The 24,657-nt window shown below is 67.0% G+C and carries 19 protein-coding genes; 8 read left to right on the top strand and 11 right to left on the bottom strand.

The features are described from left to right. The 5 genes from ACFXNW_RS23130 to ACFXNW_RS23110 all read left to right on the top strand — a co-directional run bounded on the left by ACFXNW_RS23130 (position 1) and on the right by ACFXNW_RS23110 (position 4,968). Positions 1-1,191, top strand: a complete 1,191-nt coding sequence (locus ACFXNW_RS23130; RefSeq protein ID WP_379419842.1) for a cation:proton antiporter — start codon at positions 1-3, stop codon at positions 1,189-1,191. Between the two features lie 103 nt (positions 1,192-1,294). After that, positions 1,295-2,077 (top strand): ESX secretion-associated protein EspG, encoded by a 783-nt coding sequence (locus ACFXNW_RS23125; RefSeq protein WP_379419841.1) that lies wholly within the window; start codon positions 1,295-1,297, stop codon positions 2,075-2,077. A 138-nt stretch (positions 2,078-2,215) separates the two neighbouring features. Further along, a complete protein-coding gene (locus ACFXNW_RS23120; protein ID WP_379419840.1) occupies positions 2,216-3,094 on the top strand; it encodes a VOC family protein in 879 nt (292 codons plus the stop codon). Next, positions 3,091-4,338, top strand: coding sequence for a carboxylesterase/lipase family protein (locus ACFXNW_RS23115; RefSeq protein WP_379419839.1), 1,248 nt, complete (start codon positions 3,091-3,093; stop codon positions 4,336-4,338). Before ACFXNW_RS23120 ends, ACFXNW_RS23115 begins: the two co-directional genes overlap by 4 nt. A 6-nt stretch (positions 4,339-4,344) precedes the next feature. Then, positions 4,345-4,968, top strand: coding sequence for a GNAT family N-acetyltransferase (locus ACFXNW_RS23110; RefSeq protein ID WP_379419837.1), 624 nt, complete (start codon positions 4,345-4,347; stop codon positions 4,966-4,968). On the opposite strand, the gene ACFXNW_RS23105 is transcribed toward ACFXNW_RS23110, so the two are convergent. From ACFXNW_RS23105 to ACFXNW_RS23075, 7 genes are all read right to left on the bottom strand, one after another. Beyond that, positions 4,957-5,907: an Lrp/AsnC family transcriptional regulator gene (locus ACFXNW_RS23105; RefSeq protein WP_379419836.1), complete on the bottom strand. Its 951-nt coding sequence runs from the start codon at positions 5,905-5,907 to the stop codon at positions 4,957-4,959. The two genes, ACFXNW_RS23110 and ACFXNW_RS23105, sit on opposite strands and share 12 nt — an antisense overlap. Before the next feature lie 294 nt (positions 5,908-6,201). Beyond that, on the bottom strand, positions 6,202-7,332 hold the full coding sequence (locus ACFXNW_RS23100; RefSeq protein ID WP_379419835.1) for a TerD family protein: 1,131 nt from the start codon (positions 7,330-7,332) through the stop codon (positions 6,202-6,204). A 276-nt stretch (positions 7,333-7,608) separates the two neighbouring features. Continuing rightward, entirely contained in the window at positions 7,609-10,386 is a 2,778-nt protein-coding gene (locus tag ACFXNW_RS23095) for a DUF5682 family protein (protein WP_379419834.1), read from the bottom strand. After that, positions 10,383-11,495: an AAA family ATPase gene (locus ACFXNW_RS23090; RefSeq protein ID WP_379419833.1), complete on the bottom strand. Its 1,113-nt coding sequence runs from the start codon at positions 11,493-11,495 to the stop codon at positions 10,383-10,385. The genes ACFXNW_RS23095 and ACFXNW_RS23090 overlap by 4 nt, the downstream gene beginning before the upstream one ends. 14 nt (positions 11,496-11,509) lie before the next feature. Then, positions 11,510-12,958: a VWA domain-containing protein gene (locus ACFXNW_RS23085; protein WP_379419832.1), complete on the bottom strand. Its 1,449-nt coding sequence runs from the start codon at positions 12,956-12,958 to the stop codon at positions 11,510-11,512. Further along, positions 12,955-14,346, bottom strand: coding sequence for a hypothetical protein (locus tag ACFXNW_RS23080; protein WP_379419831.1), 1,392 nt, complete (start codon positions 14,344-14,346; stop codon positions 12,955-12,957). Before ACFXNW_RS23080 ends, ACFXNW_RS23085 begins: the two co-directional genes overlap by 4 nt. Further along, positions 14,346-14,870: a hypothetical protein gene (locus ACFXNW_RS23075; RefSeq protein WP_379419830.1), complete on the bottom strand. Its 525-nt coding sequence runs from the start codon at positions 14,868-14,870 to the stop codon at positions 14,346-14,348. Before ACFXNW_RS23075 ends, ACFXNW_RS23080 begins: the two co-directional genes overlap by 1 nt. 136 nt (positions 14,871-15,006) lie before the next feature. Here ACFXNW_RS23075 and ACFXNW_RS23070 point away from each other — a divergent pair, with 136 nt between their 5' ends. Together ACFXNW_RS23070 and ACFXNW_RS23065 are read left to right on the top strand one after the other, a co-directional pair. Further along, on the top strand, positions 15,007-16,566 hold the full coding sequence (locus ACFXNW_RS23070) for a phytoene desaturase family protein (RefSeq protein WP_379419829.1): 1,560 nt from the start codon (positions 15,007-15,009) through the stop codon (positions 16,564-16,566). 128 nt (positions 16,567-16,694) lie between these two features. After that, a complete protein-coding gene (locus ACFXNW_RS23065) occupies positions 16,695-18,104 on the top strand; it encodes a three-helix bundle dimerization domain-containing protein (protein ID WP_379419828.1) in 1,410 nt (469 codons plus the stop codon). A gap of 49 nt (positions 18,105-18,153) precedes the next feature. Here ACFXNW_RS23065 and ACFXNW_RS23060 read toward each other — a convergent pair whose 3' ends face one another. From ACFXNW_RS23060 to ACFXNW_RS23045, 4 genes are all read right to left on the bottom strand, one after another. Beyond that, positions 18,154-19,251 carry a PQQ-dependent sugar dehydrogenase gene (locus tag ACFXNW_RS23060; protein ID WP_379419827.1) on the bottom strand — a complete coding sequence of 366 codons (1,098 nt, stop codon included), beginning with the start codon at positions 19,249-19,251 and terminating at the stop codon, positions 18,154-18,156. Between the two features lie 332 nt (positions 19,252-19,583). After that, positions 19,584-20,936 (bottom strand): MFS transporter, encoded by a 1,353-nt coding sequence (locus ACFXNW_RS23055; protein WP_379419826.1) that lies wholly within the window; start codon positions 20,934-20,936, stop codon positions 19,584-19,586. 59 nt (positions 20,937-20,995) lie between these two features. Then, positions 20,996-21,916, bottom strand: a complete 921-nt coding sequence (locus ACFXNW_RS23050; protein ID WP_379419825.1) for an LLM class F420-dependent oxidoreductase — start codon at positions 21,914-21,916, stop codon at positions 20,996-20,998. A gap of 56 nt (positions 21,917-21,972) precedes the next feature. Further along, a complete protein-coding gene (locus ACFXNW_RS23045) occupies positions 21,973-22,197 on the bottom strand; it encodes a hypothetical protein (RefSeq protein WP_379419824.1) in 225 nt (74 codons plus the stop codon). Between the two features lie 313 nt (positions 22,198-22,510). Between ACFXNW_RS23045 and ACFXNW_RS23040 the strand changes: the two genes are divergently transcribed. Then, the gene (locus tag ACFXNW_RS23040) at positions 22,511-24,616 is read left to right on the top strand and encodes an AMP-binding protein (RefSeq protein ID WP_379419822.1); all 2,106 of its coding nucleotides are present in this window, start codon (positions 22,511-22,513) and stop codon (positions 24,614-24,616) included. Positions 24,617-24,657 lie beyond the last annotated feature (41 nt).

The raw sequence follows: 24,657 nt of genomic DNA, 5'->3' as shown, positions 1-24,657 counted from the left end.
GTGAGTGCAACCGCGCTGGCATTGATCCAGCTGGGGGCGGTGTTCTTCGGGCTGGGTGTGCTCGGGCGAATCGCGGCGAAGATCGGTATGTCTCCGATTCCGCTGTATCTGATCGGTGGTCTGGTCTTCGGCGAGGGGGGATTCGTCGAACTGCACGAGGTGGACGAATTCATCCACCTGGCCAGCGAAATCGGTGTGGTGCTGTTGTTGCTGCTGCTCGGGCTCGAGTACAGCGCCTCGGAGCTGGTGACCGGGATGCGAAGATCCTGGCCCGCCGGTCTGCTCGATATCGCCCTGAACGCCACACCGGGCGTGATCGTCGCACTGATGCTGGGTCTCGGGCCGACCGGCGCCATCGCGATGGCGGGCGTCACCTATATCTCCTCCTCCGGCATCGTCGCCAAGGTCCTCAACGATCTGGGGCGGCTCGGCAACCGGGAAACGCCGGTCGTGCTGTCGATTCTGGTGTTCGAGGACCTGGCCATGGCCGGCTATTTGCCGGTGCTGACGGCGGTGCTGGCAGGTGTCGGATTCGTCGCGGGGTTGAAGACCCTTGGTATCGCGTTGATCGCGATCACCGTCGTGCTCGTCGTCGCACTGCGCTACGGCAAATATGTCTCGGCCGTGGTGGCCAGCGACGATCGCGAGATCTTCCTGCTCAAACTGCTGGGTGCCGCGCTGCTGGTGGCCGGGATCGCCTCGGCGGTGCAGGTCTCGGCGGCGGTCGGCGCGTTCCTGCTCGGCATCGCCATCTCCGATTCCACCGCACACAATGCCACCAAGATCCTGGAGCCGCTGCGCGATCTGTTCGCGGCGATGTTCTTCGTGCTGTTCGGGCTCAGCACGAATCCGGCCAGCATCCCGCCGGTGCTCGGCTGGGCGATCCTGCTGGCTGTGGTCACCACCGCGACCAAGATCGCGACCGGCTGGTGGGCGGCCAAGCGCGCCGGCGCCACCAGCCTCGGTAGGGCGCGAGCTGGTGCCGCTTTGGTGGCGCGTGGCGAATTCTCCATCGTCATCGCGGGACTCGCGGTCTCGGCCGGTGCGGTGCCCACCGGGTTCGCCGCCCTGGCCACGACGTATGTGTTGTTGATGGCCGTGCTCGGGCCGGTCGCCGCCCGCGTGGTGGAACCGGTGGTCGGGCTCATCACGCAGCGGCCGAAGCCGGCCAAAGACCTCATCGACGAATGAACCGGAGCCGCCCGGCAACGTCGATGAGCCCGCACGCGGGACTGTTGCCGGGCCAGGAGCCGGGCGGTAGGGTGCCCTGAAGGTCAGCTGGGGAGGTGAGCGAATGGCTACCTGGCGGTTCACCGGCCTGGAGTTCGAGATTCTCTGGTCCGCGTACGGCCATGACCGGCTGCCGTACCCGCTGCGCTACCGACCGGTCGCCGACGATTTCGAGGATCTGCGGCGCCAACGCGAAGCAGCGGTCGACGTGCTGCTGGAGAAGTACTACTCGGTCGAGCTGGTCGATGTGCTCACGATCCTGCGTGAGCCCGAGGTGCGCGTCGAGGTCAAGGGTTACGGCGGCCGGAATATGGCTCGTACCTACCGCTTCCACGGCGCGATGAGCGGCTCCGCTGGTGTGACACTGGTGCAGCTGCCCGGCACGTCCGCCGATATCGGTGGCGATGTGATCGTCACCAACTGTGCGGCCGACCAGGTACCCGCGCAGGCCGTCGCCGCTCTGCCACCCGCACCCGCGGGTACCCGCCCGGCCGTGGAGGTCCGTCGCGCCGACCTGAGCGCGGACCGTTCCCGCTACGTGCGCAACGTCGACGAACTCAGCCTCACCCAGCAGTTGGACCGCGTCTTCAAACGGCAACGGCAATCGCTGGGCGAGATCATGATCTTCCCCGGCCCCGCCGTCGATGCCAGGCCCACCTTCGGGCGCAGCTTCTGGTGGATGGACTACGAGGACGGCCGCTACTACGTCAAAACCGGCGACCCCATCGTCGCCAAACCGGCAGGCCCCACCGCGCTCAGCAATGAGATCGCCCGGCTGGCCGGGCTGACCCGGCGCTTCTACCGCGAAGATCGCGAGCACGACGAATACCTGCACGTGCACCGCTGATCGGGGCGGCCAACCCCGGCTGCCGCTATACGTCGAGTGATGTCGGAATCCGCCGTGACACCGTCGTACGGTGTCGGATCGAGGCGTCCGAATGCCGGCGACGAGACAGCGGGTAGGTCGACGCCGACCATCGTGACCATGGCACACGACATCACCGGGTTCCACCACGTAGGCATCGTCAACCGCGACCTGGACACCATGGAGGCGCGATATCGGTCCTTCGGCTTCACGCTCAGCCCGCGATCGCGGCACATGCTCGCCGAGCGGCCAGGTGCGCCACTCACCGCGGGCGGCACCGCGAATATGTGCGCGCTGTTCGGTGATTCGTATATCGAACTGCTCGGCATCGTCGATGAATCCGCTCCTGACCCGTGGCATACGAAGCAGATGGTGGCGCAGTTCGAAGGGCTGCGGATCCTGAGCCTGGATACCGACGACGCGTCGGGCGCCGATGCGAGGCTCGGCGCGGCGGGGCTGCGGACGTCGGGAGTGTTGGAACTCGAGCGACCGGTCGATACCGAGGACGGTCCCGCGACGCTGCGCGCTCGGTCTGTGCATCTCGATCCGCGGTCGACGGTCGAGGGCTATATCGGCGTCGCGCAGCACCTCACCCGCGAGTATGTCTTGCAGCCGCGCTACCTGACCCACCCCAACGGCGCTCTCGGCATCGTGGCGGTCCTGATCGTCGCCGCGGACACGGAGTTGGGCGCGATTACTCAGCGGTACCGCGACATTCTCGGCACCGAGCCCGACGCGGCGGGACCCACGACCGTGCTGGAATGCGGCCGAGCACGGATCGAGATCGTGCCTGCGTCAGCGGCGGCGCAGGTGCTTCCTGGTGAAAAGGCGCCGGCGTCATCGTATCTGGCGGCGCTGACAATTCTCGTCGACGACATCGATCACGCGCGGAACTTCATCACCGACGCGGGTGTCGAAACCCGGACCACCGACGCCGGCTTCTTCGTATCCGGCCACGACGCGTGCGGCGCGGGCCTGTTCTTCACCGCGGTCCGATGATCGTCGACACTCACAGTGGAAAGGTTCGCGGAACTGAAGTCGGCGCCGTCACCGCGTTCCGCGGGATCCCCTACGCACGGGCCGCCCGATTCGAGGACCCGGAGGCAGTGATCCCGTGGGTGGGGGTCCTCGACGCCGAGTGCAACGGTCCCGCCGCACCGCAAACCCGCTCTCGACTGTCCGCGGTGATGGGCGAGTTCGATATTTCCCAGTCGGAGGACTGCCTTTCGGTGAATGTGTGGGCCCCATCGGGTTCCGGACTGCCGGTGCTCGTGTTTCTGCATGGCGGCGGTTTCATCAGCGGCGCAGGTGATCTGCCCTGGTATGACGGCGCCGAACTTGCCGCGCGCGGAAACATCGTCGTGGTGACCGCCAACTATCGCCTGGGTGCCCTGGGATTCCTGCGCCTGGACGGGGTGAGCCCCGGCAATCTCGGTCTGCTCGACCAGTTGGCCGCGCTGCGCTGGGTCCGCGACAATATCGCCGGGTTCGGTGGCGACCCCAGCGGCGTCACGGTGGCGGGCCAGTCTGCTGGAGCGCTATCGATCCTCGCTGCGCTGTCCAGCCATCGCGCGGACGGACTGTTCAGGCGGGCGATCCTGCAGAGTGCCCCAGCGGGAATGGACCCCCAAACACCGGCGGCGGCCGAACGTGTCGGCGCCGCTTTACTGGACGAATTGGGCATCGAACCGGGTGCGGCGAGCAGCCTCATAGATGTGCCGGTCTCCGATCTGCTCGCCGCCCAGACCGCGGTGATGCGGCGAACTACCGGCCCGATGAACCCGGTGCCGCCGTTTCACCTGGTCGCTGACGGTGATCTGGTCCCCTCCGATCCGGTCGGTGTCGTCGGGATGACCTGTCGTGAGGTCGACCTGACGGTCGGCACGACACGGGACGAAGCGGCTGCGTTCGCGCCCGGCGAACCGGACGTGATTCGAGCGGTCACCGAACGGATGTTCGCCGCACCGGCGCGACGGCTCGCGCTATTGCTCGGCACGGGTGAACGCGCACCGTGGCTGTACCGATTCGACTGGTCACCCACCGACAGCCCGTTCGGTGCCTGCCACTGCATCGAGCTGCCCTTCGTTTTCGGCAACCCCGCGGCCTGGCGCGATGCGCCTATGCTTGGTGGCCAGTACCCGGACCGCCTCGCCGCTCGCGTCATGCGGGCGTGGATCGGGTTCATCCGGGGCGGCGCCCCGGGCTGGGCTCGTGGAACCACCCATCTCTTCGACGAGAGTTAGGACACGATGTCGACTCCCCCTGACGTGCGCCCGGCGCGGCGCGACGAAATCGCCCCGCTGTCACGTACTTTGGCTGCCGCCTTCCAAGAAGACCCGGTCTCGGTATGGCTGTGGCCCGACCCCGAACGGCGGGCCGCGGGATTGCCGCGCTTCTTCGGGGCGATGACGCGCCACCATCACTTCGCCACCGGGGGCGTCGACCTCGCGGTCGATGCTTCCGGCGCCATCGGCGCTGCCGCACTGTGGAATCCGCCCGGACGATGGCATCACTCGACGCTGTCGGAACTGATGATGTTGCCGCAGTTCGCGCGGGCCATGGGCGCCCGATTGCTCGCGGGCAAACGGCTGGGCGACACCCTGACAGCGCGGCACCCCGACGAACCGCACTGGTATCTCGCGGTCATAGGCAGCGACCCGGCCCAGCGCGGCAGCGGATACGGGCACGCCTTGCTGCGCAAGCGCCTGGACCACTGCGACAGAGACCAGGTGCCCGCCTATCTGGAATCGAGCAATGAATCCAATATCGGCTACTACGAGCGGTTCGGATTCGAAGTCACCGACACCATCACCACCCCCGATGACGGGCCGACGCTGTGGGCGATGTGGCGTGCACCCCGCTCACGCGGATGAGCCGCCGCGCTTGGCTATTCGCGAGACCGCCGCGGTGTCGACCCGATCGATGCCGGGTAGCGCGCCGACGCGCCCGGCGACGTAATCGAACAGCGCACCCGCGTCCCGGCAGACGGTGAAGACCAGCAGGTTGTGGGTGCCTGTAGTGGCGCCTATGAAGGCGACCTCCGGGTCGTCGGCCAGCTCGGCGGCCACCGCGGCGAGGCGAGCCGGAGCGACCGTCAGCCAGAGCAGGCATTGGAAGGTGTAGCCGAGCATGGCCGCATCGACCTCGACGTCGAAACGCAGCACGTCGGCACGGCGGAGTTCGTCCAAGCGCCTGCGCACGGCGGACTCCGACCATCCGAGCGCCCCCGCCAGCCGCGGATACGCCGCGCGGCCGTCGACGGCGAGTGTCGGGAGCAGACGCCGATCCAGGTCCGTCAGCGCGACCCGGCCGGACCGATCACCGGCCAGAGGGTTCAGGGCAGCGACCTGATCGGCCGACAGCGCTGATGTACGGCCGCGCCACGGCTGGGCCATGAGGTTGCGCAGCAGCCGATGCGCCTCGACATCGAGGATGTCGCGGTGACGAGCCAATGACGCCATCGGTGCCGGTTGGGCAGCGTCGGTGCGGAACATACAGACGATCTCGGTGCCACTGGACAGGACCGTGACCCATGCGGCGTCTAGGCGGCGCACCAGCGCCTGGGTGACGGTTTCGGCCCCATCCGGCCGCACCCTGATCCGGACCACCCATTCCGCGTCGCCGGTACGCCTGCTGTCGACCACACCGGTCACCCGGACCAGCCCGCTCGCGCGCAGGCGGGCGAAACGTCGGGCTACGGTGCGATCGGAAACATCGAGCACTTCCGCAATCCGGCTGAACGGCGCCCGCCCATCCACCTGGAGCGCATGCAGCAACCTCAGGTCGATGGCATCGAAGGCGATCGAATTCACCACAACAGAATAGGCAGATGCCGCAATCCGCCGCATGCGGCGCGATGCCGTGACCGGCGCTCGGTGGCCAGCGGGTTCGGCCTGCTCACGACATTCACCAACCCTCCCGAGGAAGCAACATGTTCGATACGCTGTCGCTCCTGCTTGTGCCGTAGTTCCGCATCCCGGAGCAGATCGTGTTCGTCGCCGCTGCTCTTATCGCCGTCATGGCGGCACCTAACGGGTCCGTTCGCCATGTAGTCGTCAGGCGATCCGGCGGTGGAGACCTCAGGCGGCTGAGCTGCCGCGGGGCGATCAGGCCAGGTGGTGGGTGAGCTGGTGGACGGCCTCGCCCGGGTGGGTGGCGTAGATGGGCTCGCCGATGGCCTGCAACTTCCAGCCGGTGGCTGCGAGGTACAGCTTGGCCATCACCATGCCGGTGTGTGGGCCGCCGCCGTGTAGATCTAGGTGAGCCAGTTGGGCGCCGGTGGCCGCGTCGACCAGACGGCAGAAGGCATTGCGGATGGTGTCGAAGCTGTGGCCGTGGTAGCTGGTGACCACCAGGACGACGGTCGCCACCTGCGGATGGATCCGGGACAGATCGACCGTGATGACCTCGTTCTCGCCGCCACCCTCACCGGTCATGCTGTCGCCGAGATGGCGCACCGACCCGTCATTGGAATTGAGCTGGGCGAAGTAGACCGCATCGAGCAGATGGTGGTCGTGGTCGAAGAGCAGCGCGGCGGCGTCGAGGTCGGCGGGCGTGGCCGCGCCACCGACGTGGGTGTGGCCGGGCACGGGATCCCAGCCGAGCCCCAGCCGCACCAGATCGAGTGTGGGGCCGGTGCTGGTGCGCAGGCGCACGACCTGACCCGGCACGAGTCCGAGCGGGCGCCCCTTGGGGAGCTCCGCCGCGTCCACTTGCTCACGAGTGGCGGGGCGACGACCGACCTGGACGTGGCTCTCGGCAAGCACGGCCGCGAAACCGCCGGCATGGCCGCGCCCGACGGTGGCGACACCCCAGCCGGCACCGGTGCGTTCGATATCGATGGCTACCACCGCCGAAGCGGTGCCCACCCCGTCGAATACGGTGCGGTACAGGCTGTCACCGTGACCGTCAGCGATCTCGATGGCGGGAGCGTCCGCCTCGGCGAAGCTGCGGTGCGGATTGTCGAGGGCAACGACGATCCGAACGGTGGTCGCCGCGTGCGGAATCGAGGACAGGTCGACGTGCAGGGTCGGCGCGGGCGCGACTCCCGGCCCGGCCAGCCGCAAGCCCCGTGCCTCGGACTGACTACCGAAGACGAAGTCGGTCTCGTCGTGGATGGCGCCGTCGGGGCCCAGCAGAATCGCCGCGAGATGCGCGGGCAGCGCCGTCCGCGCGGTAACGACCAGGCTGTCGGCGGCTATCGGAACGAGCCGTTGCTGTTGGAGCCCTTCTGTCACGCGCATCCCTTCGTCGTGTGCCGGTGAACATGCGGTGCGCCAACGCATTTGCTGCGAACATGCACCGTGTGCCGATCCGGCCGGTTCCGGCCGACGGTTCCCACTGTAGGTGCCGGCCGTTTGCGGACAAGCGATTCGGGTGGATGTGGGTCGACCGCCGCCGGTAGTTTCGTCGCACCTCGCAAGCCGAGTCCACCAGGCTGAACTGCTCAGCACCGCATTTACCCGGCCCAACGCGCGGGTAGAGGACGAGCCGTTGGCCGATGCCTCAGCGGCTCATGAACCCGCCGTTGGTGGCAGCAGACCGGCCAGCGATTCGGCCGACTCCGGGTAGCGCTCGACGAGGGCGCTGACCTCGGCGCACGGGCCGTTGTGCGAACCCGGCTCGAGCTCTTGCCACGTGGTGTCGTGCCCGAGCATCGCAGCGAGTGCGGTGCACGTATCGGGATGTGCGAACAGCAGATCGGTCGCCGGGCCGGTCGCAGGCACCGATGCCGGCGCGGCGACCGCAGCGGTAGCCGACCATGGCGGCGTCCAGGATTCGATCGCGGGCAATGTCGCAGGAAAGGTGCGTCCGGCCTCGGCCACCAACCCGGGAACGAAGTCCGCCGCCTCCGACCGCAACGTCTTGATCAGTGTCGGCAACCACGGCAGCAGCACCGCATCCGGTAGTCGGCCGAACGCCTTGGACAGCAACTCCACCACGAACGGTTTCAACGCCGGTGCGGACTCCAATGCCTGGATGAAGCCGCTGAGGTAGCGCGGGAAGGAGGGCACGACGAGGGGGTTGCCAAGCATCTCGTCGCATCGAGTGCGCAACTCGGCCAAGGTGACCAGTCCGAGCTGGAATTGAGCCGCCCACAGCAGCGCCACCTTGTCCGGCGATTCCGGATGCGATTGACGCACGGCCAGTTCGAGCTGGGTATGGTCGCATCCCAGCGACAGTGCGAGGTTCTCCATGCCGAACAGGAATCCGAGCATGGCGCCCACCTGCCGGACACCGGTGTCGTCGTCGGTGAAGGCGATCGGCAGCAAGGTGCAGTAGTGGGCGTAGCCCTCGGTGACGAAGCGGCGGCTCCATTCCGGCAGCTCGGGGCCGGTGCTGCGGAAGTGATTGAGCAGCCGCCGGATCCGGCGCAGCACCTCCGGCGCGTCGTCGACGGTGCGTTCGGCTGAGAGCAATGCGACTGCTCGGGTGCCGAGCTCATCGGCCAACCGCACCTGCTCGAGATAGACAAGCGCATCCTCGACCGCTGCCAGTGCGACGGCGGCGGTGGCGTCCGCGGCGACGACCTCTCGGCGCAGTCGATGTTCGAGAACCTGCTCGACGGTCACACCTTCGTACCCGAGTTCGACCAGTCTGCGCTGGTGCCGGCCCAGCGCCAGATCCCAGCTCTCCTGGATCGAACGTTCACCAAGCCCCCGCGAACCCATGATCGGCCGAGCAGCGTCGGGTGGCAGCAATCTGCGCAGTACCCACAGCAGATCCGAGCACGGCCGCAGCTGCGGATCGGCGCGCAGGTCGAGCAATGTGCGCTGGATGGTGCGCTTGGTCTGATCCAGTCCGAGCGGGGCCAGCCGGTCCAGTACGTCGCGCGCCAACGGCGGCAACGCGTCATAGCCCACCTGGCCGATGCGGTCGCCACCGAGCAGGATCTCGCACAGATGCCGCACGTCGCGGCGCCCAGGCACGCGATCCTTCTCGATACAGGTGATCGCGGCATCCTGGAAGTCGTACGGCGTCGGTCGCGCCCGATTACGCATGCCCGCCAGCAGGATCGACGTCTCGAATACCGCGATGGCGTCCGCGGTGGATGCCAGATAGCCGTTGCGCCGCGCCAGCCGCACGATATCGACCGACCACTCCAGCAGTTCGGCTTCGTCGAGCTCGTCCAGCGGCGGCGGGCTCGACAGGAAGCCGGACAGCCGGTCGGTGACTCCGGCGCTCACGGGCGTGATCGCCTTGCGTTTGGCGCGCGAGCCTGTCGTCTTCGCGCCGAGCCGGAATGCCGCCAGCCCACTGCGCCGCAACCCCTTCGACCACGTCGCCGCCGCGATGGAGACCGAGCCCGGAGCGGAACCGAACTGGGCTTCGATGGCGGAATGGCTGGACGGGATCAGCCCGTAACGCCATTCGGTGCCGGTGCGCGGCTCGATCGCATACGGCTCGCCGTCATATCCCACGCCGAACTCCGCGACCCGGCTGGCCGCATGGAAGGCACCGCAGATGTAGAGGCAATTCGCCGGATCCGTGCCGGTCGCCGCCAGATGTTCGCGCATCCGCGTCCACATATAGCGCTCGCGGTCCTCGTCGCGGTCGTGATCGCGGGTGGGCCGCAGCCGGCGGAACAGGCTGCCGATCATCACCATGACCTGGCGGTAGGTGTCGTAGTCGGAGCCGGTCAACGGCTGTTCGACATACTGGTCCCACCACTCCGACCAGTGCCTGACCTTGCCGTGATGGAGTAGGTACTGCTCCAGGTCGCCGAAACGTGGCCGCAGATCACCGATCTCGATACCGACTGCGTCGCCGTGCAGGGCCACTTCCTCGTCGGTGTCAGCAGGCTCGCCCGGCGGGCCCGAGTCCTGCGGCGACCATTGGAACACGTGATCAGTGGACCGGTCGACCAGCACCAGCTCCACACCGGGTGTGCCGAGTGCATAGGCGATGGCCTGGTATTCGGCCGATGCCTCGGTGATCGGCGCGACCACCGACAGCGGCGCCCACTGTGCCGGAAATCCGTCGAGCTCACCGGCGAAGGCCTGCAACGCTACCGGGAGCTTGCAGTTGTGCAGTTCATCCAGCAAGGGCCGCAGATCTTCGCACAGTTCGAGATAGATGACCGCGGGGCGTTTCTCGTGCAGCCGTCGCACCATCGCCAGCCCGGAGGCAGGCGAATGATGACAGACCGGGAAGATCTCCAGCTCTTCGCGCAGGGCACGGTCGACGTCGTCGACCATCCCGGCCAGAATCTCGCCGAGCACGCCCGGCCCGGTGGTGAACTCGTTGGCCGCGTCGGCGAGCTGCTCGCGCAGCGCCGCGAAGGTGCTCACGACAGCCTCGCGATGGCGTCCCGCCCACCCTCCAGGAACTGCGTCCAGGCGCCGCCCTGGTCCTTGCTGCGCGGTTCGACGACACCATGCCAGTACTTGTTGAGAATGGTGAGGTCCTCCGGGCTGCGCCGGGCCAGTGAACCGACAAGCGAACCCGCCAGGGTCTCGGCGCCAAGGGTGGTGTCGCCGAAGAACTGGCTGTGCAGGATCGCATCCTCCAGCACACCGATCTGCTCGGCGGTCGACAGCGCCGATTCCAGCTTGTCGTCATCAGTGGTCGCGGCGGCGGCCGCTGCCCGCAGGTCGGCGAAGCTGTCGAGCAGGATATCGAGCAGGGTCGGTGGCAGCTCGAGTTCGATGCGGTGGCGGCGCAGCAATTCGGTGGTGCGGAAGCGCACGATCTCGGCCTCGCTGCGCTTGCTGGTGACCACCGGGATACGGACGAAGTTGAACCGCCGCTTGAGCGCCGAGGACAGATCGTTGACACCACGGTCGCGGCTGTTGGCGGTGGCGATGATGGAGAAGCCCGGCTGGGCGAAAACGATATTGTCGTCGTCGAGTTCGGGAATCGAGACGTACTTCTCCGACAGGATCGAGATCAACGCGTCCTGCACATCGCTGGTGGAGCGGGTCAGCTCCTCGAAACGGCCGATGGTGCCCTGCTCCATCGCGGTCATGATGGGGGAGGGGATCATCGACTCGCGTGACTGCCCCTTAGCGATGACCATCGAGATGTTCCACGAGTACTTGATGTGGTCCTCGGTGGTGCCCGCGGTGCCCTGCACCACCAGCGTCGAGTTGCGGCTGATCGCGGCCGAGAGCAGCTCGGCGAGCCAGCTCTTACCGGTGCCGGGATCGCCGATCAGCAACAAGCCGCGATCGGAGGCGAGGGTGACGATGCTCCGTTCGACGAAACTGCGGTCGCCGAACCACTTCTGCTCGATATCGCGGTCGAGGCCGTCGGCGCGTTCGGAGCCGAGGATGAACAGGCGCACCATCTTCGGGCTCAGTCGCCAGGCGAACGGCTTCGGGCCGTCATCGATCGATTCCAGCCAATCCAGCTCATCGGCGTACTTGACCTCGGCGGGAGCGCGCAGCGCATCGGACATGGTCGGGGTCTCCTTCAGTCGAGAAAGTTCTTCAGCTCGGCGACGAGCTTGCGGATATGGCCGGAGATGACGGGGGTGCCCATGGCTTTGAACCGTTGCCGGAACCACGGATTGACGCTCTGGTGACCGGAGGAGTTCACCGAACCCACCGGGATGAACTTCACCCCGGATCGGTGCACCGACTCCATCGCTTCGAACAGCGGCTGGGACCGGTCGAACTCGTAAAAGTCCGAGATCCACACCAGCACCGTGTTCTTCGGGTCGGCGATCTTCGGCTGGGCCATCGCCATGGCCACCGGGCCGTCGTTGCCGCCACCGAGGTTGGTGCGCAGCAGTACTTCGAACGGGTCGTGCACCCAGGGGGTGAGGTCGAGGGCGCGGGTGTCATAGGCGATCAGATGAACGTCCACCTTGGGTAGGCCCGCGAAGATCGAGGCCAGGATCGTGCAGTTGACCATCGAATCCACCATCGAACCGGATTGGTCGACCACCACGATCATCCGAGCCGGTGTGGTGCGCTTGGCGGTCTGCCGGTAGAACAGCCGGTCGACGTAGAGCCGTTCGTCCTCGGGGTTCCAGTTGGTGAGATTCTTCCAAATGGTGCGGTCGACATCGAGATTGCGCAGGATGCGCTTGGGTGGCACCGAGCGGTCCACCGTCGCCGCGGTGGTCTGCTGGACCTGGGTGCGCAGCACTTCGGCCACTTGATCGACGTAGCGCCGGATCAGCGCCTTCGCATTCGCCAGTGCCACACCCGACAGGTTCGCCTTATCGCGCAATAGTTGTTCGATCAGCGACATACTCGGCGTCAGCTTCGCGGCCAGCGCCGGATCGGCGAGCACCTCACGCAGCCGCATCCGCGACACCAGTTCACCCTCGAGTTCGGACAGCACGCCGTTCATCTCACCGCTGCCCTCACCACCGAGCGCGCGCCGGAACCAGTCCGCATCGCGTTGCCAATCGGCGAGCTGCCCGGCGCTGACACTGCCGCTGCCGGTGGCGAACACATTGAGCAGCAGTTTGGAGACCAGCGCCGCCGAGCGGACCTGCTCGCGATCGACGGTGTTCGACGAATCCAGCTCAGTCGCCGCGGATTCAGTGTGCTCGGTCGAATCACGTTCCTCCGCACCGCCATCGCGCCCGGAACCACCGGCGGTGCCACCTGCCGGTAGTGCTGCCGGCTTCGCAGCAGCCACCGCGGGCAGTGGCTCGGGACCCGGTGCAGGCGTGATGCGCAACGCGTCGAACTCGGCGGCGAGCTCCGGGAAACGCTGAACGACATTATCGACGGAGACGCCGGGATCCAGAAGCACGGGCGGCAGACCGAGATCTCCGACAACGGCGACACTGCCCGATTCCAGCGCCGGTTGTGGCTCGTTGCCGAAAATGGTGGCGAGCATGCGCCAGTACAGGATCTGACGACGGGTTTCGTCGGCATCGGCGGACGTGGGTATCTCGCTCATGTGCGCAACAACCGTCCCGCCCGCTCGCGCAGCACCGCGACGGCATCACCCGATTTGGCTTGCTCCTTCACCACTTTCGGGTCCGTAGGTCCGCAGGCCCAGTCGCCGCCGTGGACATCGACGATCTTGCCCTTCACCTTCCGCTGCACCGCCAGCGGACGCAGCGACCATCGACCGGCCTCCCAGCGAAGCAGGCCGATACAAGCGGACGAGCCCCGCACCGCAGCGGCATCCAGCGGCCCGGACGACGACAGCCCCTCGGCCTCGACGGCGATCATGGATCCGTCGAGCTCGAGCACACCCTCGGTGATCCGGTAGCCCTCGAGCAACACCGGCTCGGCGATATGGACCGGATCACGGTCCAGGGGAGACACCGCCGCGGCGAGCGCACCGGGCAGTTGCACCCTGGCCGTGACGAACGGGTCGGCATGGTCGCCGACGCCGGCGCGCGCGTCGTCCCACAGCAGGTCGCCGCCCGCCATCACCGGCATTTCGGTCAGGTCGAGTGATCGGTGCTCGGCCAGGGCGGTGAGTAGCTGCGGGTGCGCAGTGAGCACCTGCCACACGGCCGGGCCGACCACGGTATCGACCTTTGGCGCCGAGACACTGATCCTGACTCGCCGCGCGGCTGTGGCGTCGGAAGGCTCGAACACCCCGTACACCTGCGCCTGGACCGCTGTCCCGTGCTCCTGCATATCGACACCGACGATGAACAATCGCCCGGAGACCGTGGCGCAGTTCGACGCTGCCGGAAGATCGGGCCCACGCCAGGTGAGCAGCATGGCCCGGCTCCACAGATCGGCCCAGCGCCGGACGGGAACACGCGGCAGTGTCGCGATCGGCACACAGGCACGCAGCTCGGCAGCGAATCCGTCGATCAGAAAAGCCAGACGACGCTGATCCGGTAGGGCGAGCAGAGTCCCGATTGCTTGATCGACAGCTGCCACCAGATCGTGATCGACGCCGCGCCAACCAGTGATCGCGAGCTCCTGGAGCCAGGACCGGCCGGCGAGGGCCGCACCGTCCGGAGCCGCACCGACGGCGGGCTCCGACCACACCAGGCGTTCACGCCCGGTGGCGGTGTCGAACCGGTCCAGCAGCGCATCGTGGATTGCACCGAGCAGTGCCGCACGGGCAGCGGCGAGCGCGGTGAGATCTTCGGGTGTCGGTGCGGCGGTACCGAGGGCCACCACCGCTGCTGCTGCCGCTGCGCCGAGCGGGGACCCGGCGACGGCACCGGCGAGCGCGTGCGCCGCATCGATGGTGCCCGCGTCGAGCCGGGCCAGCCCGTCGACCAGCGCGTTATCGAATCCGGCGACGAGCTCCAGCGCCTCGGCGACACCGGTGGGTGTTTCGGCGGTGAGTTCGCCCAGTTGGACGGCAAGCATCAGCGGTTGCCTCCCGTGGCCGGGAACCAGTGCATCTCCGGGATCGGTGCCGTGGTGCCCGGCAATTCGAGGTAGGCGAGGTGGCGCAGGAACCTGCTGAACACCACGGCGGCGGGCGCCGGTTCGTGGACGGGCGTGAGGGCCTGAGCGACGGTCTCGCCCTCGGCCACCTCGACACCGAGGTACCGCGCGACCCGATCGGCACCGTATTGCACGACCGCCTCGTCGATCAGCGCCTGCACATGTTTGCACGGGTAGGCACCGCGCAGGCCGCCGCACGGGCGATTGTTGTTCGTGCTGCAGCTGAGCCCGTGCGTGGCCGCCGACACCGACGACACGTAGACCCGCCCGATATCCGAACCGCTGGACACGACCCCCTGGAGCCGGCCGTCGGCGAGTTCGACGAAGGGCACCTTCGCGAGTTTGCGTGGCGCGACCGCGGGAACCACCCGCACCACCGACGCACGTTCGTACTCCTGGTCGGTACTCGATTCCGGTGGATTCACCACCGCGACACCAGACATCAACGCACTCCTCCCCGTCCGATCGACATGGCCATGAACCTACGTGAGCCCACTGACAAGTTTCTGGCCGCGCGGCGCACCGTCGCCGACCTGTGCGAAGCTTCCGGCTGGGCTCGATCCGTGCTATCGAGAAGCCATGACATCGACGCGCTCGACCTACGACGTGGTGATCGTGGGTGGTGGTCACAACGGCCTGGTAGCCGCCGCCTATCTGGCCCGTGCGGGCCGCTCGGTGCTCGTGCTGGAGCAACACTCCGAGGTGGGTGGGGCGGCGGTGTCGGCGCGCGTCTTCCCCGGTGTAGACGTGCGGTTGTCGCGCTATTCGTACCTGGTGAGCCTGCTGCCGCGGCAAATCGTCACCGACCTCGGCCTGCGGTTCGAGACCAGGCGCCGCAGCATCTCGTCCTACACTCCGGTCGGCGACAGCGGGCTGCTGGTCGACACCGCATCCGAGGCGCGAACCAGGGACAGCTTCGTCCGCCTGACCGGGTCGGATCGGGAATTCCAGGCGTGGCAGCGGTTCTGCGCAATGACGGGAACCCTGGCTCGGCGTGTCTTCCCGACTCTGACCCGCCCACTACCGACCCGCACGGAACTGCAACGCGCAGTGGATGATTCGCACACCTGGGACGCGCTGTTCGAGCAGCCGCTGGGTGAAACGATCGAGGCCTGGTTCGCCGACGACACCGTCCGTGGTGTCGTCTTCACCGACGCGTTGATCGGCACTTTCACCCACGCCCACGATCCGACGCTGCGCCAGAACCGGTGCTTCCTCTATCACGTGATCGGCAACGGCACCGGTGACTGGGATGTCCCCATCGGCGGAATGGGCGCTCTCACTACGGCTTTAGCCGACGCAGCTCGAAGCGCCGGTGCGCAATTGCGCACCGGGTGCAAGGTCACCGGCATCGACTCCGACGGCACACGGGCCGAGGCCCGGTGGGATGGGGGTGCGGTATCCGCGCGGCATGTGCTGGTGAACGCGGCGCCGTTGGAGCTGGCCCGCCTACAGGGTCAGGATGCCGACCCGAAACCCGAAGGTGCGCAGTTGAAGATCAACATGGTCTTGCGCAGGTTGCCCCGGTTACGCGACCCGGCCGTCGATCCCCGCGACGCCTTCGCCGGGACACTTCATGTGGCCGAGTCCTACTCGCAGCTCGAGCACGCTTACGCGGAGGCCGCCTCGGGCCGGATACCGTCGGCGCCACCCGCTGAGATCTACTGTCACACGCTCACCGATCCCAGCATCCTCGGTGCCGAGACAGCCGGCCTGCACACCCTCACCCTGTTCGGACTACAGACGCCCGCACGGTTGTTCGCGGACGCACCGACGGCCGCGAAGGGCGAATTGGTCGCGGCGACGCTGGCACAGCTGGATGCGGTGCTCGCCGAACCGATCCGCGACTGTCTTGCTGTGGACGCCGACGGCAACCCATGCTTGGAGGCGAAGTCACCGCTCGATCTCGAGGCTGAGGTCGGCTTGCCGGGCGGGCACATCTTCCACCGTGACCTGGCCTTCCCGTACCGGCCCGCCGACGACACGCGGGACGACCCGGCGGCCAGATGGGGTGTGGCCACCGGGCAGCCGAATGTATTCCTCTGCGGTGCAGGCGCGATCCGTGGCGGCGGTGTCAGTGGTATTCCCGGTCACAATGCCGCGATGGCTGTACTGGAAGCCACCAACGCCGGTAGGTAATTCGGTGAGAAGCAATTTCTTCCTATTATTTCCACCCGAGTATCGAGCCCGCGAATATAGCGGTATGGTTGGCGCCCGGGGCGGCGTGGATGCCGTCCGTTCCGTTGATCCGGCGCCGAGGAGAACAGGTGGAGCTCGATACCGTCCGTGAGGAAAAAGCGATACGGGACTTGGAGAATCGCCTGGTCGACAGCTTCACCGAGGCCCACTCGGCGGAGCAGGTCGGCAGTGCGGTGCAGGATGCGCACCAACGATTCGACGGGCGGCCGATCCGGGACTTCGTGCCCATTCTGGTAGAGCGGATCGTGCGCCGGGAACTCGACCCGGAACCGGTTGTGGAAAAGGTCGTCACGCGAATCGAAACGCCGCCGGAGAATTCCGATAACGAAATTGTCGACTCGAATTCTATTTCTCGTCACCTGCCGGAAACCTTGCGCGCGGCCCTGGTCTCGCGCGGTCGTCTGGTCCCGGTGCTCGGGGTCGTCGGCGTACTGGTGGTCGCCGCGGTCGCCGTAGCGGCAGTGCGCGATCCGGAGGCGGCGCCTGCTGCCGCGGCTGCGCCGTTGACGGTCGTGGAGGGTGTCGTCGGGTCGGAGAAGATGGCGTTCTTCGATGATCCGCGGGTGGTGGCCGCGCTGGCGAAACACGGCCTCGATGCCGACGTGCGGTCGGCCGGTTCTCGCCAGATCGCGACGTCGGTGGAACTCGACACCGTGGATTTCGCCTTTCCGTCGAGTCTTCCCGCCGCGGAACGGATTCAGCGTGAAGCCGGGGTGAGTGCGCAGTACACGCCGTTCTCCTCGCCGATGGTGATCGCCACCTTCCAGCCGATTGTCGATCTGCTGACCCGTGTGGGTGTGGTGAAGCCAGGGCCGGTACCGACCTTCGACGTGTCGGCCTACCTGGACATGGTCGCGCGCGGTGTGCAGTGGGATCAGATCGAGGGCAATACCACCTACCCGGTGCGTAAGAACGTCCTGGTGTCCACCACCGATCCACGCAGCTCCAACTCCGCGGCCATGTACCTGGCGGTCGCGAGCTATGTCGCCAACGGCAATGCCGTCGTACGTGGCGGAGCGGCGGAAGCGCATGTCCTGCCACTGCTTTCCCGTTTGTTCCTGGCCCAGGGGTACACCGAGAACTCCTCCGAAGGCCCGTTCGGCGAATACCTCGCCGCGGGCATGGGCCCCGCCCCGATGGTGTGGGCTTATGAGGCACAGTATGTCGCGGCGGCGGTCGATGACCGCATCAAACCCGAGATGGTCCTGCTCTACCCGTCGCCCACCGTATTGTCGCGCCATGCCCTGGTGCCGCTGAACGAGGACGGTGACCGGATCGGCCGGCTGTTGTCCACAGATCCGGAACTGCAGTCGCTGGCCGCCGAACACGGTTTCCGCACCGGTGACGCCGCGAAGTTCACCGCCGTCGCCGACGCCAACGATGTTCCCGTCACCCGCGAACTCATCGATGTCGTCGATATCCCGGCCTACGAAACACTCGAGAATCTCCTCACCGGGGTCGCGAACTCCTACAACTGACCGCCGCGTGATACCGGTTGCGGATGTTCCGCAGCCGGGTCGGCGACGCTCAGCGCGACGGGAAGCGAAGAATCCGATCGTCGCCGGTGCGGATATCCCCGCGGCCGTCGGTGTTGGATGTGGTGAGCCACAACGCACCGTCGGGCGCGACCACGACGGTGCGCAGACGACCGTATCCGTCACGGAAGTGATCAGCGGGCGTACCGGTGCCGCTGTCGGTCAACGGGACAGTCCACAGGCGTTCGCCGCGTAATGCCGTGACATACACGGTGTTCGCCGCAATCGCGATGCCAGACGGGGAGGCCTCATCGGTGGACCAGGTCACCAGCGGATCGGTGAATCCGCGACCGGACCCACCGGTGCCCTCGACAGCGGGCCAGCCGTAATTGCGTCCCGGCTCGATCAGGTTGAGCTCGTCGAAGGCGTTCTGCCCGAACTCCGCGGCGAACAGTCGTCCTCTCGAATCCCACGCCAGACCTTGGACATTGCGGTGACCGAGTGAGTAGACGGGGGAGTCGGCCCGGGGATTGCCCGGAGCGGCGCCGCCGTCGGGGGTGAGGCGCAAGATCTTGCCGTTGGGGCTGTCCGGGTCCTGCGAGTCGGCGCGCCGACCCGCGTCACCGGTGCCCACGTACAGCATCCCGTCGGGCCCGAACGCGATACGACCACCATTGTGGTTGCCCGCCTTCGCGATCCCGTCGAACACGACTTCTGGAGGCTCGCCCAGCCGGAACCGGACGATACGGTTGTCGGAGGCGGCGGTGAAATAGGCGTACACGTAGCGATCCTCGGTGTACCGAGGTGAGATCGCGAGCCCGAGCAGACCGCCCTCGCCACCCGCAACTACGCCGGGCACCTCGTAGACTTGCTCCGCGGGTCGGCCCGGGACGATCCGCAGGACTTGTCCGGTATCGCGCTCCGCGACCAGCGCGGCACCGTCTGGCAGGAAATCCAGGCCCCAGGGAACATCGATACCGCGGACCACTTCTTCGGCGGCTGCCAGATCCGGAGCACCCGCCGGTCGGCTCTCTTCTGTTGTGGTGGCAAGTGGTGGTGGCGGACTGCCGGGCTGATCGGTCGCTTCGTCACCACATCCGGCCACACCGCACGTCAGCAGAACGGACGCGAGAATCCAGCGCAGTGACACGGTCCTCCCGTGCGATCGCGCGGAGGTAATGGATCGGATCGGTAGTACTCGGCCCATCCGATGCCGTCCCGTGAGGTCGCGCCGCCGATGGCCCGACGCGGACAGGCCGCCGCTATCCGGGCCCCGCTCGCCGATCGGCGCGTCGGATGCCCTGCGTGCAGGAATGGTCGTTGTCGTCTGGAATGCGCGCATGATCTCTGACCTCCGGGCCGGGTAGCCGTCGGGTTCGATCGTGCCCGCAAGTGCGCCTCAGATCGAGCACCGGCTCGCCGTCGTCCTCGGCGGCAGGGCCAGTCGAGGGCGTCGGTCGGCTGTGTCGCCCGCAGCGTGCGTCAACCGACTCGCGTGATCTGTTTGTCCTCAACCACCTCGACGCTTGCGCCGGCTCGGTTCCTCCGCATCCGCGGCAATAGCCAGAACAACATGTACGTACTGATCAAGCTCAGCGCACAGATCCCGATCGCATAGAGACTGACCGCCACCGAGGATGAGCCCGCGGTCCAGAGCGCGGTAGCGATGAGCGGGGCTAGACCGCCGCCGAGGATGACCGATACCTGCACGATGAGCGAGGTGCCTGAGTAGCGGACGGCCGGCGGGAACAGCTCGGCCACGATGATGCCGCCGACACTGTGACTGATCGGCAGCACCACACCCATCCCGAGCAGCGCCACGTATACGACGACGGCGTTACCGGTGTTCAACAGCGGGAAGTAAGCCGCCGACCAGACCAGCAGTGCGGCCGTACCCGCGAGGAAGACGCGGTGGGTGCCGTAGCGGTCGGCCAGTGCACCCCACAGCGGCATGGTCAGACACCAGAGCACTGAGGACACGATCACTGCGAGCAGCAGGAAATCGCGGCTGAAATCCAGCTGCTTTGTGCCGTAGGTCAGCGTGAAGACCATGAAGATGTAGACCACCGCCGAGGTCGCGATCGCCGCGCACAAGATCAGCAGCAGCCGGGCCGGGCCGACTCGCAGCGCGTCCCGCAGTGGGAACGACGGCACCTCCCCACGCTGGACCAGGTCCGCGTACTGCGCCGATTCGGTGATGGTGAGCCTGACCGCGAGCCCGACGACCACCAGCACCACGCTGAGCAGGAACGGGATCCGCCAACCCCAGGACAGGAATGCGTTCTCGGGCATCAGCGCGCTGGTGCCGAGGAATACCGCGTTGGCCAGGATGAGTCCGGCCGGCGTCCCCATCTGGGGGAAGCTGGCGTAGCGGTTGAGCCGACCGCTCGGCGCGTGCTCCATCGAGAACACCACCGCACCCGCGCCCTCGCCGCCGAGCCCGACTCCCTGGATCAGCCGCAACACCACGAGCAGGACCGGCGCCCAGAACCCGATGGTGTCGTAGGTGGGCAGCACGCCGATCAGGGTCGAGCTCACGCCCATCAGGATCAACGACACCACCAGTGTGGTGCGCCTGCCGACCCGGTCACCGAAATGCCCGAACAGCAGCCCGCCGACAGGTCGCGCGCCGAACCCGACCGCGAAGGTGGCGAACGCGGCCAGCGTCCCGGCCGCCGGGCTCATCGAGGGAAAGAACTGCTTGCCGAGGATGAGCGCGGACGCGGTGCCGTAGAGCATGAAGTCGTACCACTCGAGTGTGGTGCCGACGAGGGTCGCCATCGCGACCTTGCGGTGGGTCGGCGCGACGGTCGAGCCGGAGGGTCCTTCGGTCACTACTATCCGTTCAGCGTGCGGCGCGAGCCGCGGTCATCGAGGGCGGGTCACTGCGACCCTCAGAGCTGCGCGCCCACCTGCTGTGCGATGAGCTCGAGGTGGTCGAGATCGGCCAGATCGAGGATCTGCAGGTAGATGCGCTCGGTGCCGAGTTCGGCGAAGCGGCCGATCGTGTCGACCACCTCGGCGGGGGAGCCTGCGAGACCGTTGGTCTTCAGCTCGTCCACCTCACGTCCGATCGCGTCGGCCCGGCGTGCGACTTCGGCGTCGCTGCTGCCGACGCAGGCAACCAGTGCATTGGAATAGATCATGCTGTCTGCGGGGCGGCCACGGTCGGCGACGGCGGCGCGGACCCGCTCGAATTGGGTGGCAGTCTCCTCGATCGAGGAGAACGGCACATTGAATTCGGAGGCGTAGCGCGCGGCCAGCCGGGGCGTGCGACGCGCGCCCGTGCCGCCGATCAGCACCGGAATGGGATCCTGCACCGGCTTGGGCAGCGCCGGCGACTCGGTGAGCTGGTAGTGGGCGCCCTCGAAGGTGAACTTATCGCCGAGCTTGGTTTCCCACAGGCCGGTGATGATGGCCAGTTGCTCTTCGAACCGCGCGAACTTGTCCTCGGGGAACGGAATCCCGTACGCGGCATGCTCTTCGGCGAACCAACCGCTGCCGAGGCCGAGCTCCACCCGTCCACCCGACATCTGGTCCACCTGCGCGACCTGAATGGCCAGCGGTCCCGGCAACCGGAACGTCGCGGCGGTGACCAGCGTGCCGAGCCGGATGCGTGTGGTCTCCCTGGCCAGTCCGGCGAGGGTGATCCACGCATCGGTCGGCCCCGGCAAACCGCTGGCATCACCCATCGCGAGATAGTGATCGGATCGGAAGAACGCCCCGTAGCCGAGGTCTTCGGCGGCCTTGGCGACCGCGAGGAGCGTGTCGTAGTCGGCGCCCTGTTGCGGCTCGGTGAAGATACGCAGTTCCATATCGCCATCGTGCCGCACATCAGGATCGCGGGTGCGGCCGGTACCGCGCCGGGTGTTCAGCTCCGGCGTTGCCCCGCCGTCATCATGGTCGGCCGGACCCGATCGGCCCATCCGCACGGTAACGAGCAGGTAGCCGTTACCCAGGTCTCTTCTTCGCCGTTGTCGAAGATGTGCTTGGTGGTCGCGGCGCGGGCGGGGTAGCCGCAGTCGCCACATTTACCGAAGTAGTTCAGGATCTCCTCGGTGTGGGTGATCGCCACGCGGCGATCGGGTTTCGTCATCACTTCTCCTTCGTTTGTTGTTCGGCAAATCCAGTGTGCCGAAAATGTGTCTGTCGTCACACCTGATCCGGTTGGGAGTTGTCATAGGGCTGGTCGGGCGGGTTTGGGGGAACGGCCAAGCGCGCGAACGGCTGTCGGCGCGAAAGCCGTGGTGAACATCGGGCAACAGGACTCGCGAGCGATTCCGGTGGCTCCGGCGACACCGAAAGGCAGTGGTGTGAACCACATGCCCGCTGTATTGTGACTGACGTTACACAGTAGCTACCCGCCGACCCGAGTTGTTCGTTGCGGGCCGACGAGAAGATGTACGCAGTTGGTTACCGACGTCATCGATGTGGTCGCTGAATTAGCGGCAAGCCGCGCGGCAGTATGGGATCTGCTGCTCGAAGCGCAAACCTATCCCCGTGTGTTCGCGGGTATCGGCGCCGCCGAACGGCTGGATGTGCCCGAACGGAATCCGGTCCTGGAACTGCGGGTCGGCACCCCCGACACCGGCATTCGCATCCATCAGATCCGAGTGGTCATCGGTCGCTGGTACGAGAGCATGGAACTACACAGTCCCATGCAGGGAAGTTTCGCCTCGGTCCGGTTGAGCGGGGAGGGCGAGCGCACCCGCGTCACCGTCACCTACTTCAGCCCGGCACGGATGCACCCGCGTCTGGCCGGGCTGTCCAACGGTGCCATCACCGAGTGGACCGAGAGCGGGTTGCGGCGCATCGCCGACATCGTCCGTGGCGCGCGCACCTCGGTGGTCGTCAACGGCGAGAATTCACCGGTCCGGCGGCAGGTCGGTGTGCTGCGACAGGTGATGACCACCGGCGTGGTGGCGACGACCCGGCCCGACGTCGCCGTGAAACAGCTTCGGTCACTGAACAAATGGGGTTTCAACCTGGCAGGCGGATACGCTGCGGGTGCCGCCCATTCACCCGACCGCATCGCCGTCGCCGACGACCGCGGCAGCCGCACCTTCGCCGAAATGCACGAGCGAACCAACGCCCTGGCAGGCGCCATGGGATCGCTGGGGCTCACCTCCGGCGACGCGATCGGGCTGCTGTCGAACAATCACGCGGGCATGGTGGAGACCATGGTTGCCGCGGGCAAGCTCGGCGTCGATGTCGCCCTGCTCAATTCGGGTCTGTCCGGCCGCCGCATCGAGGAGATCGTGCAGCGGCATCGTTTGTCGGCGCTGTTCGTCGACGGTGAGCTGGAACAGCTGGTCCGCTACCTGCACACCGATGTGCCCCGCTACAACACCGACGGCAGGCCGCCGATACCGGACCGCACCACCATCGACGACCTGATCGCCATGGGGCAGACCACGTTCCGGCGTCCGAGCCAACCCGGCCGGTTGATCGTGCTCACCTCGGGAACCAGTGGCCGCCCCAAGGGCGCGCGCCGTCCGCATCCCAAAGGCTTCGGCACCATTGCTGCACTTCTGTCCCGGATTCCACTGCGCATGGACGAGGCCATGCTCATTCCGGCACCCCTGTTCCATACCTGGGGTCTCGCGGGTTTGCAGTTGAGTACTGCCCTGCGCTCAACGGTGGTGCTGCCGGAACGGTTCGATGCCGAGGACTGCCTGCGCCGGATCGAACAGCATCGAGTGGTCACGCTGATCGTGGTGCCGACGATGGTGAACCGGATCATGGATCTGCCGGTGCATGTGCGGTCGCGCTACGACACCTCCAGCCTGCGTCACGTCGTCAGCTGCGGTGCGCCGCTGGCCGGGGCGACCGTGCTGCGGTTCATGGACCTCTACGGCGACATTCTGTACAACGTGTACGGCTCGACGGAGGTGAGCTGGGCTTCGGTCGCCACACCGGAGGATCTGCGCACTTCGCCGACCACGGCGGGCAGGCCACCGCTCGGTACGAAGGTCGCCGTGCTGGGTGAGAACCGCAAACCCGTCCCGATCGGCGCCGCCGGTCGCATTTTCGTCGGCAACCACATGCTGTTCGACGGCTACGTCAACGCGGCGCCGCCGGACGAGGCCGATGGCATGCTCGATACCGGTGACCTCGGCTATTTCGATGTGGCGGGCCGGTTGTTCATCGCGGGCCGTGACGACGAGATGATCATCTCCGGCGGCGAGAACGTCTTCCCGCGCCCGGTGGAGGAGGCGCTGTCGCATCTGCCGCAGATCAGCGAAGTTGCGGTGGTCGGCGTCCCGGACGATGAATTCGGCCAGCGGCTCGCGGCATTCGTGGTCAAGCGGGAAGGGGCCGGGCTGGATCCGGACATGATCCGCACCTACGTGCGGCACCGCCTCAGTCGTTTCTCGGTGCCACGCGATGTGACTTTCCTGAGCGCACTACCGCGTGGCGATACCGGCAAGATCCTCAAGCGCCTGCTGACCGACGCGGGCGGCCCCGGACGCCCACCTGCCATCGGAGGCCTGGCGCTACCCGGCCCGATGTAAGCGAGGTAGTTGCCCTCCGGACACGCGGGGGCATCGCGTAG

Origin of the sequence: Nocardia sp. NPDC059180 (assembly GCF_042754945.1) — a bacterium.
Taxonomy (GTDB): Bacteria; Actinomycetota; Actinomycetes; order Mycobacteriales; family Mycobacteriaceae; genus Nocardia.
The sequence above is the reverse complement of the archived record's forward strand: the minus strand, read 5'-3'. Positions and strand labels throughout refer to the sequence as shown.

Coding starts and splice junctions, on each gene's coding strand:
- ACFXNW_RS23125 (WP_379419841.1), top strand. CDS start 1,295: ATGGCTACCTGGCGGTTCACCGGCCTGGAGTTCGAGATTCTCTGGTCC.
- ACFXNW_RS23120 (WP_379419840.1), top strand. CDS start 2,216: ATGGCACACGACATCACCGGGTTCCACCACGTAGGCATCGTCAACCGC.
- ACFXNW_RS23115 (WP_379419839.1), top strand. CDS start 3,091: ATGATCGTCGACACTCACAGTGGAAAGGTTCGCGGAACTGAAGTCGGC.
- ACFXNW_RS23110 (WP_379419837.1), top strand. CDS start 4,345: ATGTCGACTCCCCCTGACGTGCGCCCGGCGCGGCGCGACGAAATCGCC.
- ACFXNW_RS23090 (WP_379419833.1), bottom strand. CDS start 11,495: ATGTCCGATGCGCTGCGCGCTCCCGCCGAGGTCAAGTACGCCGATGAG.
- ACFXNW_RS23085 (WP_379419832.1), bottom strand. CDS start 12,958: ATGAGCGAGATACCCACGTCCGCCGATGCCGACGAAACCCGTCGTCAG.
- ACFXNW_RS23080 (WP_379419831.1), bottom strand. CDS start 14,346: ATGCTTGCCGTCCAACTGGGCGAACTCACCGCCGAAACACCCACCGGT.
- ACFXNW_RS23075 (WP_379419830.1), bottom strand. CDS start 14,870: ATGTCTGGTGTCGCGGTGGTGAATCCACCGGAATCGAGTACCGACCAG.
- ACFXNW_RS23070 (WP_379419829.1), top strand. CDS start 15,007: ATGACATCGACGCGCTCGACCTACGACGTGGTGATCGTGGGTGGTGGT.
- ACFXNW_RS23050 (WP_379419825.1), bottom strand. CDS start 21,916: ATGGAACTGCGTATCTTCACCGAGCCGCAACAGGGCGCCGACTACGAC.
- ACFXNW_RS23045 (WP_379419824.1), bottom strand. CDS start 22,197: ATGACGAAACCCGATCGCCGCGTGGCGATCACCCACACCGAGGAGATC.